1 protein-coding gene is annotated in these 1511 nt (G+C 47.5%); it reads right to left on the bottom strand.

What is annotated here, in order from left to right:
- Positions 1 to 1511: assimilatory sulfite reductase (NADPH) flavoprotein subunit (locus tag B3182_RS16135; RefSeq protein WP_292753515.1), on the bottom strand; the 1511-nt coding region annotated here is incomplete at both ends.

Below are 1511 nucleotides of genomic sequence, written 5' to 3'. Positions count from 1 at the left end.
CGCGTCAGCTGACGCAGATATTCAGTGGCATCTTCGCGGCTTTTATTGCCTTGCTGACTGATAATATCAATCAGGGCTTCATTAACATCCGGTGCCATATTGTCCGCATCACCACATACATATAGATAGGCTCCTTCCTGCAACCAGTTCCATATTTCAATGGATTTTTCACGAATACGGTGCTGTACGTAGATTTTCTCGGTCTGATCACGAGAAAATGCCACATCCAGATGGGTTAATAATCCAGATTTACGCCAGGCCAGCCACTCGGTCTGATAGAGAAAATCAGTCAGGAAATGCTGATCACCAAAGAACAGCCAGTTACGTCCCCGAGCTCCTCGCTCTTCACGCTCCTGCATAAAGCTTCTGAATGGGGCCACGCCGGTGCCAGGACCAATCATAATAATTGGCGCATCGTCATCGGCAGGCAATTTGAAGTTTTTATTGGGATCGATGTACACCGGAATAGTGGCATCTTCGGCCAAGCGATCGGCTAACCAGGTTGAGGCTACACCGCCCCGTTCACGGTTATGGGCGTTATACCGAACCGTTGCCACGGTGATATGTACTTCTTCATCAACTGCGGCCTGACTGGATGCAATCGAATACAATCGTGGCGGCAATTTACGCAGCAACTTGATAAAACCGTTGGCATCTATATCGGCTAATGGGTAGCTTTGAACTAAATCCAGAACATCACGGCCTCGGATCCATTCAGTGACAGCAGCTTTGCTTTCCATCAGCTTATTCAGTTCATCGGATTGCGCCAATTCAGCCCATTTTTCGACCAATGGGCGGGTCAGCACGGTAATTTCACGATGGTGCATCAATGCATTGGTTAAAGTTTCGGTTTGTTCTTCAAGCTCTACTGGAGTATCAGCATCGAATCCCAGCGCATCAATCAGCATGGAGACCAAAACGGGATCATTCTGTGGATATACACCTAATGCATCACCCGGCTGGTAGTGCAATCCCGAACCTTCAAGTGAAATTTCAATATGCCGCACTTCCTTGCTGGAACCGCGACCACTGAGGATCTGGTTTTCCAGCAAAGGTGCGGAAAATGGATGTTTGCGATCATATTGAACGGAGGTTTCAAGCTGGCTCATTGCAGCAGAGGCTGACGGTGGTGCGGCACTGGCCTGCATGGAACTGGTCAGTGACTCAATAAATTCAGCGATCCATTTTTCCGCCAAATCATCATAATCCACATCACAATCAACTCGAGGAATTACCGCGGTTGCACCAAGTTTTTGCAGACGTTCATCAAAGTCTTTGCCGGTCTGACAGAAATATTCATAGCTGGAATCACCCAGTGACAGCACACTGTATTTCAAACCCTTTAAACCAGGTGCTTTACGGCTTCCCAGAAACTCATATAAATCCATTGCGTTATCAGGCGGCTCACCCTCACCATGTGTCGAAGTTAAGACTGCCAGATATTGCTCGTTCTTCAGTTCTCGTGGTTTGTATTCCGCCATATCCCATAATTTGACTTCAATACCACTGGA

The organism is Methylophaga sp. UBA4204, from assembly GCF_002379485.1.
In the GTDB taxonomy this organism is placed as follows: domain Bacteria; phylum Pseudomonadota; class Gammaproteobacteria; order Nitrosococcales; family Methylophagaceae; genus Methylophaga.
Note: the sequence above shows the minus strand (reverse complement) of the source record. Positions and strands in the feature narration are given on the sequence as shown.